This window comes from Enterobacter sp. EC_64, assembly GCF_019584165.1.
GTDB classification, from domain to species: domain Bacteria; phylum Pseudomonadota; class Gammaproteobacteria; order Enterobacterales; family Enterobacteriaceae; genus Enterobacter; species Enterobacter roggenkampii.
The window spans coordinates 20,575-27,964 of the sequence record NZ_VDAS01000037.1 but is presented as its reverse complement, the minus strand read 5'-3'; the positions used below and the strand labels follow the sequence as shown (position 1 = coordinate 27,964).

Genomic DNA, 7,390 nt, shown 5'->3' with positions numbered 1-7,390 from the left:
CATTTTATTATGGTGATCCCCTGGGCGAAATGCGCCTGGTAAGCAGAGTTTTTGAAATGTAAGGCCTTTGAATAAGACAAAAGGCTGCCTCATCGCTAACTTTGCAACAGTGCCGAATCAAAAGACGGGGAGCTGAGCCGCATATACCTGTCCGGGAATATCCCGCTTTTTATGGAAAAGTGCGTGGAGTACGGCAAAACGCTCTTTGTGGTGGGGGAAACAGGCTCTGGGAAAACCACCTACATGAAGATGCTGCTGCACTACATTCCCGAGACGCTGCGCCTTATCACCATCGAGGACAACCCGGAGCTGAAGTTTTACAGCCAGAAAAACTACGTTCATCTGTTCTACCCGGCGGACGCCGGAGAGGGCGCAATAGTCACCTCTGATCGCCTGGTGCGCGCGATTTACCGTATGAACCCCGACCGCCCCCTGCTCGCCGAGGTGCGTGGCCGCGAGGCGTGGGACGCACTCAAGCTGATTGAGTCCGGGCACGAGGGGTTTATGTCCTCCCTGCACGCGGGCAGCCCGCGCGAGTGTATCTCCGGGCTGATAGACCGCTGCTACGAGCATCCGGCGTGCCGGGGCATGCCGGTTGACGTGCTGCTGCGCAAGGTACTGCACTGCGTCGACGTCATTGTGAGCGTGGACGTTCACGGCAACGTGCGCCGCATGAGCGACGTCTATTTTAAACCCCTGCACATGCAGGCTATGAAGGAGAGTTTCAATGATGCTGCCTAAACTGACCGGCCTGACGGCGATCGTCGTCCTCCTGGCGGGCTGTTCTTCGCCGCCGGAGCCTGCGGCCGTTGACTGGTCACAACCGGCGCAGCCGGTAACGACCACCCGGCCGGTATGGGAACCCAACCGTCTTATCGTGGCCTCGCCGGTGACGGAAGGGCACTGGTCGCAGGTGCTTGCGCGTTTTGAACCCGGCGGGATTTACCCGGCCGCACAGTGGTACGCGGTTGCGCACGCCTCGCGCGCGGTAGTAAATGCCCCGGACGGCCAGCGCTTCTTTGCGGCCAAAACCTGGCTCCGCGAGGGCGGCTACAAGGGTGTGGTGGAGTTTCGCCCCCGCTCCGGCTGCCTGACCTGCGACACCTCAGAAATCGTCTTCTACCGATAACGGCGGCGACGGTCTGAGTCCTTCAGACCGTCACCGGCGTTGAACAACCAACGGGCGTTAGCGCCCTGCTTCCCTTCAGAGGAAATCATCATGAAACACACCGTAATCACGGCGGCGCTGCTGTGCGCCCTTACTTCTCCGGCGTTCGCCGCCGATGGCCAGAATGCCGACCCGAATGACCCGTGCGCGATGGTGCTGTGCCTGGCCGGAAAGCTCGACGGCAGCAGTCCCGCCGAGTGTGACCCGATGTACAAAAATTTCATGAGCATCAAAAAGAAAAAAAAGGGGTCGTTTTTACCCGATCACACCGCCGCAGCGCGGCAGAAAAAACTGAGCGCCTGCCCGTCCGCTGACAGCGCCATTGTCGGCAAGATCATCTCGAAATTTGGCCGTATGAACGGTTGGTAAAACGGCAGCCGTAAAGGAGACACCACGTGATTAATCAAACCGTTTCTATTAATAACTTTTCCGGGCTGCTGAAAGATGAGGAGCTTCCTGCAGGTGATTTGCAGACGGTGCTGCTCGTTTTGTCGGAAATCAGCCAGAAACAGGATCATTTTCAGGCCAACACGTCCGAACTCGTCCAGCTCGCCGCGCAGCACTCGCCGACCTTCCAGGCATTACCAGCAGAACGTCAGTCGTTCTTCCGCTCCGTGCTCAGTATGCCGGTCTTCTTTTACACCGTTCCGCTGAGCGACGACGAGGCGGCGGAATGGGAAAAACTCGACGATAAGGATGCACTCCAATGGCAACAAAAACCGGATTTATAGCCCCGCCGTGGCCGCATGTGCGTGGTGATTCCGTTAGTGCCGCGAGCCTGATTTCTCGCATCGAGAAAGAAGCGCATCGCGGCTGCGGCCTGCATTACGAAATCTACCAATATCGCGCCCTGTGCGAATTGCACGATGTTCTGACCAGTCTCAGCGTCCGTGATGCTGAGACGTTCATGACAGTAGCGGCGGATCATGGCTTTAGTCTGTCTGATAACGACTTTCAGGAAAGTCGAATGATGTACTTCGAAACGATGGATGAAATCAGGAGAGATCAAGAATGAGACTGTGGATTGCAGAAAAACCCGCAGTCGCGAGCGATATCGCGAAAGCGCTGGGCGGCAACTTCACCCGGCACGACGGCTATGCCGAATCGGCGACCGATATCGTGAGCTACTGCGTCGGCCACGTGCTGGAAATGGTGCCCCCGGAGACGATCAACCCGGCCTACGCCACCTGGTCGCTCGACACCCTGCCGCTGAAGCTGTACCCGGTACAGCTTCAGCCAAAAGCGAGCGTGGCAAAGCAGGCTAATACCCTGGTGAAGCTGATTCGTCGCCCGGATATCAAAATGGTTGTCCACTGCGGCGACCCGGACGACGAGGGGCAGCTCCTGGTTGACGAGGTGCTGGAGTTCGCCGGAAACACCGCGCCGGTGAAACGGGCGCTTATTAACGACAACACCGCGCCAGCGGTGAAAAAAGCCATCAACTCCCTGCGCGATAACAGCGATTTTCGTGGGATGTACCTGAAAGCCCTGATGCGCAGCGCAGGAGACGCGATTTTTGGCTTCAGTATGAGCCGCTGTTACACCCTCAAAGCCCGCGATAAGGGCTATAAGGGCACGATTTCGGTTGGCCGCGTCCAGACGCCGGTGCTGGGAATGATTGTGCGCCGGTGGCGCTACAATCAGGCGCACAGCGAGGCGTTTTACTACCAGCTCGCAGGGCAGTTTATCAGCGGTACGGACGTTGTCTGCGCCCGCTGGCAGACGTCCGAATACGCGCCGGTGGACGATAAAAAGCGGCTGACGGATAAGGCCTGGGGGGAAGGACTCGCGAGGGCTCTGGCCGGAAAACCGGCCAGCGTGCTCGCGGCCGCCACCGACCGGGGAAAAACCACTGCCGCACCGCTGCCGTTTAACCTGCTGCGCCTCCAGGTGTATATGAACCGCAGGCACAAACTGACCGCGCAGCAGACGCTCGATATCACGCAGAAGCTCAAGGACAGTAAATACATTACCTACAACCGCTCTGACTGTTCTTATCTGTCCGATGAACAATTCAACGACGCGCCACAGGTGGTGGCGGCCTTAAAAACGCTCGACGTTTTTAACGGCCTTACCACCGACACGGCGCAAAAAAGTGCGGCGTTTGACAGTAAAAAAGTCACCGCCCACACCGCCATTATCCCGACGACGAACATGCCGGATTTAAGCCGCCTTACCGACAAGGAAAAGGCGGTTTATCTCGCCATCGCGCAGTTTTATCTCGCGCAGTTCGTGGCGAAAAAGCGCTATGACGAGTCGATCGCGGAGATTAAATGCGGTGACGAGATGTTTAAAGTCTCGGCGCGTAAAACCACGGATGCGGGTTTTACGACGTTCCTGAACGACGCGGAAGAAGACGACGAGGAGGACGAAAACAGCACCGCGTTTGAGGCCATCAGCCGCCTGCAAACCGGGGCGACATTAACCTGCCGCGAGGTGGTGATTTCGGAGAAAAAAACTAAACCGCTGCCGCTGTTTACCGAGGCGACCCTGCTCGCTGCCCTCGTTCGCGTGGCCGATTTTGTCGCCGATCCGCGCATTAAAAAATTGCTCAAGGAGAAGGATAAAGACAAAAAAGATGAACACGGCGGCATCGGCACACCGGCGACCCGCGCGGCCATTATTGAGACGCTGAAAACCCGCGATTACATCACCGTGGAAAAGGGCAAATTTATCCCAACTGCCGCCGGGCTGGCGTTAATTGATGCTCTGCCCGACTCGGTGACGCAGCCGGATATGACCGCCGTATGGGCTGAAAAACAGGCGGCGGTTGAAACCGGCGAAATGACCATCGAGCGCTTTATTGATGGTCTTTACGCGGAAGTTTCCCGCCTGGTTGAGAGCGCCGATATTGCCATCAGCGCGACGGAAAAACAGCCCGTTAAAACGGCGCTTAACCGCCTCGCGGTTAAATGTCCGTCGTGCGGTTCTGAGCTGGTTATGACGCCGAAAACCTGCGCCTGTACGGGCTGTCAGTTCAAAATATGGCTGGAAGTGCGCGGCAAAAAGCTAACGGAAAAACAGGCCGAGAAGTTAATCGGCAAGGGCAAAACCGACGTTATTAAAGGTTTTAAATCGAAGAAAAACGACGACACCTATTCGATGATCGTCACGCTGAAAAACGCGCAAACCGGGGAACTCGGTTTTGAATATCCACCACGCGATCCGCTGAAAGGATTGAACGTATCTATGCCGAAGGAGCTGAAATTATGAACCGTATCCAGGACGAATTAACCTCAGAGCGCGCGCTGAAAAAGTTTTTACGTGAAAGTGATTTTGCCTTTCTGGAGATGCTGAGTGCACGTATTTCAGCAGCACTTGATGAAAAACGCGCAGAGCATATCGAGCAGGAAAAGCTACGCCGACAGCGGGAAGAAAAGCGCAATGAATTGCTGGCGCTGATTGAATCGGAGGGCTTTTCACCGACAGAGCTGGTTAGTACAAGTCCCGCCAAAAAGTCGGCAAAACGCAAAGCTAAATATCAGTATTTTGAAAACGGCGTGCATAAAACATGGTCAGGCGTCGGACGCGTGCCGGTTGTAATTCAGCAAGAACTTGACGCCGGAAAACCTCTTGAATCCTTCCTTATTACCACCGACTAACAACGGCACCGGGTCGGTTTTGACCTGGCTTTTCAGGCTTCGAAGACTGGCGAGCATGGCGATTCAATTTTGAAAAAATTGCTAATCGACAGGCCGCCTGAGTCTGCGAAGTGGCAGGAGGCGAGTAAATTCAATTTCGAAGAAATTGCTAATTTGCGTCGCCGATTCCACTTTTTGAGCGCTCACCCCAAGTGAGCCGAAAAAAGCCGGGGGGGGCCGAATAAATTTTGCCGCCCCAGCGAGCAAAAAGACGCGCCCACGCGTCGGTTTATTTGGGGGGCTTGCCCCCCACACCGTCGTGCCTAAGTCTCCGGCCAAAAGCCGGTAGCGTGGCGCGACCACCCCCTAAAAAGCCTAGTTTCCCTTTAATTCGTCTTGTGAGGAACGAACAAGGCGAAGAAAAGGGCTAAAACAGGCGTCTTTTAGGGGGTGGTCGCGCGTAGCGCGCGACGGTGTGGCCTCTTTTGACCTTGGGGGTTTTGGCCGGGCGTTCAGCCAGGACATTACCCCCATGCGACATGCAGTAAGGGCGTCCAGCCCGCACGTAATGCCGCACGCCGTTAGATCGCGGGAGTGTACCTCCTGCGATCATGGCCGCTTGGCGGCCACTTCTTTTGCAGCATGGAATCGGTCAGTCAGAACGATCACAACCTGTGACCGTTCTGACTGACCGATGGTGCTGACCGAATTTAAGTGAAGGAGAATATCGTGATATTCGACAAACTGAATCATTTGCTGTCGCCGATAGCAAATGCCGTCCTGGCCTTTATCGCCTTTTTGCAGGCGCATCAGCTGGCGTTAGCACTGCTGTCCGGCGTCATGCTGCCTTTTATATTTTCTGCGAAACACGGCGGTCAGGAAAAGCCGACGTTTCTGCAAAGGATCTTAATTCTGCTTTCCATGATCTGTTTTGTTTTCGGCTCGATAGCGCCAGTGGCCGTTTGGTTTTTACAGCGCATTTATGGCCGGGAAGATATCGCCAGTCCGCCGCTGCTTACCTGGACAATGGCGCTACTGTTTACCGTCGCCGGTTTTATTCTGCACGTGGTTTTACGGCGTTTGATCTCGCCTGAATTTGATAAGGTCAAACGCGGCATGGTGAAAAAAACCAGCATGGAGCGCGACCGCAGAACCGACGTTCGCCGGGTAAAAGAAATTTTACCCGTCACCACCGAATACGATCCGATGGATTACATCGATCTGACTAAGGGGATTTTTATCGGGCTGAGCCGCGAGGGTGAGCCGCAATATATTCCGTTAAAAGAATGGCAGACCCAGCACGCCGACATTATCGGCACCACTGGTGCCGGTAAAGGCGTCGTAACCGGTATTCTGCTTTATCAGAGCATCCTCGCCGACGAGGGCGTTTTTGTTCTCGACCCCAAAAACGACGAGTGGGCACCGCACCTGTATAAAAAAGCGTGCGCGGACGCCGGAAAACCCTTTGTGCTTATCGACCTGAATAAACAGGAATACCAGATGAACCTTATCGACGGTATCACCGCCGACCATCTGGAGGAATTATTCGTGGCCGGTTTCAGTCTGGCGGAAAAAGGCGAGGCGGCGGATTTTTACCGTATCGACGACCGCAAGGCGGCGAGAACGGCGGCGCAGTTCGTGAAGGATAATCCGGGCGCAACCGTGCGGGATATTTATAACGGCGATTATGTTCAGGGCATTGGCGAGACGATTAAAGCCTTTCACGGTAAAACCGAGGAGCTGGCAATGCTCAACAGCATTAACGCGCCAGGCGGTTTTGCGCTGAAGGAGATTTTCGACAAGGGCGGCTGCTGCTACATCATCGGTTCGATGCGTAACTCTAAAATCATTACCGCGCAGCGCATGATTTTAGTTCGCCTGTTCCAGCTCGCGGAATTGCGCGACCGCGTCGCGGGGAATATCCGCCCCATCGCCATCTTTAAGGACGAGGTGAAATATCACCTTTCCAAACCGGCGCTCGAAGGGTTAGGCGCGGCACGCGATAAAGGCGTCCATATATTAATGGCGCACCAGTCAATTGCCGACCTGCGCGACTGTCCGGCGGATTTAAACGGCGACGCCGTGGTTGGGGCGGTCGTGGAAAACTGCAAGTTTAAGCTGGTATATAAACTTCAGGATCCAGACACCGCCGAATGGATTGCGCGCATGTCTGGCACGATTTTAGTCGATGATGAAAGCCGAAAAGTCACCACCACGGCGGTGCTGACAGAAAAAGTCGATAACGAGCGCATGCTTCGGCAGGCGGAAAGCTATTACATCGACAGCAATATGCTCCAGAACCTGCCGAAGTTCGTCAGCTATATCTTCAGCCAGAACGCGCTCGCGTTCCCGTCGTTAATCTCACCGCTCAAGGTTAAAAAAGCCCCACTGGAGCTGTTTACCCTGCCGCCGGTCGCAGTCGCTACGGTGGCAGAAGTTAAACCGGTGCTGGATCTGGATTTTGATAAAACGGTTCCGGCAGTTCCGGCACCTGACATTATTCCGGTCAGCGCAACAACCACCAAAAAACCCTCAGCAACGCCAATACCCACTCCGCCGGTGCAACCTGACGAGGAGTGGCTGATGGCATCACAGCCCGCTCCAAATGACGAAATACATTCGTTGCTGGATTTATAAAATA

At 55.2% G+C, this 7,390-nt stretch carries 7 protein-coding genes and 1 pseudogene; all 8 read left to right on the top strand.

Annotated features, from left to right (window positions below):
* Window positions 1-114: 114 nt before the first annotated feature.
* A pseudogene (locus FHC52_RS20630) lies at window positions 115-741 on the top strand (CpaF/VirB11 family protein); the annotation flags it as partial.
* Window positions 728-1,129: a cag pathogenicity island Cag12 family protein gene (locus FHC52_RS20625; RefSeq protein WP_001776111.1), complete on the top strand. Its 402-nt coding sequence runs from the start codon at window positions 728-730 to the stop codon at window positions 1,127-1,129. The pseudogene FHC52_RS20630 and the gene FHC52_RS20625, both read left to right, overlap by 14 nt.
* A gap of 90 nt (window positions 1,130-1,219) precedes the next feature.
* On the top strand, window positions 1,220-1,537 hold the full coding sequence (locus FHC52_RS20620) for a TrbM/KikA/MpfK family conjugal transfer protein (RefSeq protein WP_000683352.1): 318 nt from the start codon (window positions 1,220-1,222) through the stop codon (window positions 1,535-1,537).
* 26 nt (window positions 1,538-1,563) lie between these two features.
* Complete coding sequence (locus FHC52_RS20615) at window positions 1,564-1,899, top strand: hypothetical protein (RefSeq protein ID WP_001776113.1); 336 nt, start codon at window positions 1,564-1,566, stop codon at window positions 1,897-1,899.
* The gene (locus FHC52_RS20610; RefSeq protein ID WP_000212005.1) at window positions 1,875-2,183 is read left to right on the top strand and encodes a hypothetical protein; all 309 of its coding nucleotides are present in this window, start codon (window positions 1,875-1,877) and stop codon (window positions 2,181-2,183) included. Before FHC52_RS20615 ends, FHC52_RS20610 begins: the two co-directional genes overlap by 25 nt.
* Window positions 2,180-4,381 carry a type IA DNA topoisomerase gene (locus tag FHC52_RS20605; RefSeq protein WP_061676258.1) on the top strand — a complete coding sequence of 734 codons (2,202 nt, stop codon included), beginning with the start codon at window positions 2,180-2,182 and terminating at the stop codon, window positions 4,379-4,381. The genes FHC52_RS20610 and FHC52_RS20605 overlap by 4 nt, the downstream gene beginning before the upstream one ends.
* Window positions 4,378-4,770, top strand: a complete 393-nt coding sequence (locus FHC52_RS20600) for an H-NS family nucleoid-associated regulatory protein (RefSeq protein ID WP_001776116.1) — start codon at window positions 4,378-4,380, stop codon at window positions 4,768-4,770. Before FHC52_RS20605 ends, FHC52_RS20600 begins: the two co-directional genes overlap by 4 nt.
* A gap of 708 nt (window positions 4,771-5,478) precedes the next feature.
* Window positions 5,479-7,386, top strand: coding sequence for a type IV secretory system conjugative DNA transfer family protein (locus FHC52_RS20595; RefSeq protein WP_001776117.1), 1,908 nt, complete (start codon window positions 5,479-5,481; stop codon window positions 7,384-7,386).
* Window positions 7,387-7,390 lie beyond the last annotated feature (4 nt).

Coding starts and splice junctions, on each gene's coding strand:
- FHC52_RS20625 (WP_001776111.1), top strand. CDS start 728: ATGATGCTGCCTAAACTGACCGGCCTGACGGCGATCGTCGTCCTCCTG.
- FHC52_RS20620 (WP_000683352.1), top strand. CDS start 1,220: ATGAAACACACCGTAATCACGGCGGCGCTGCTGTGCGCCCTTACTTCT.
- FHC52_RS20610 (WP_000212005.1), top strand. CDS start 1,875: ATGGCAACAAAAACCGGATTTATAGCCCCGCCGTGGCCGCATGTGCGT.
- FHC52_RS20605 (WP_061676258.1), top strand. CDS start 2,180: ATGAGACTGTGGATTGCAGAAAAACCCGCAGTCGCGAGCGATATCGCG.
- FHC52_RS20600 (WP_001776116.1), top strand. CDS start 4,378: ATGAACCGTATCCAGGACGAATTAACCTCAGAGCGCGCGCTGAAAAAG.